General features: G+C 48.7%; 1 protein-coding gene. It reads right to left on the bottom strand.

Annotated features, from left to right (window positions below; all coding sequences use genetic code 11):
• Positions 1-744, bottom strand: a 744-nt coding sequence (locus A3763_RS24570; RefSeq protein ID WP_082880591.1) for a crotonase/enoyl-CoA hydratase family protein, incomplete at its 3' end; no start/stop codon positions are given.
• Positions 745-754 lie beyond the last annotated feature (10 nt).

Below are 754 nucleotides of genomic sequence, written 5' to 3'. Positions count from 1 at the left end.
GAACATGCCTGATTGCCAGGTGGCCATGTATTTGAGGCTGTCAGCAACGCTATGGTCGCGGCTATAGTTGATCATTTCCTTACAACCAGCCACAGCAACCGGAGACTGTTTGGCTATCTCGGCTGCGATACTCATTACGCCTTCCAGCATTTCTTCTTGGTTTGCGAAAACCTTGTTCACTAAACCGATTTCTTTTGCTTCTGCAGCGTCGAACTTACGTCCGGTATAAGCCAACTCACGCATGATGCCTTCTGGAATGAGTTTAGGTAGGCGTTGCATGGTGCCTAAATCTGCTGTCATACCAAGCTGGGTTTCTTTGATGGTGAAGAATGATTCTTCAGTACAGTAACGGCTGTCACTCGCACAAACCATATCTACAGCACCACCAATGCAGCCACCTTGAATGGCAGTCAGAACCGGGATACGCGCCTCTTCTAATACGTTAAAAGCATCTTGAAGTTCTAGCACGGCACGGCGTAGGTTTTCAGCCATGCGTGAAGGGTCGCCGCCCATTGGAATTGAGTTACCGCTGGTGAATACAGCTAGGTCCATGCCCGCGCTGAAGTGCTTGCCAGTAGAAGATATCACTATTACGCGCGCTTCTGCTGAGGCATCGATTTCACGGATAGCAACAGGTAGCTCTTGCCAGAAATCGATATTCATCGCGTTAAGCGCATCAGGGCGATTAAGCTTAAGGTGAGCGATGTGATTTTCGGTGGTGATCTCGAGAGTTTTGAAGCTCATTTTGCATCTT

The sequence above is a fragment of the Oleiphilus sp. HI0128 genome, assembly GCF_001635365.1.
The sequence above is the reverse complement of the archived record's forward strand: the minus strand, read 5'-3'. Positions and strand labels throughout refer to the sequence as shown.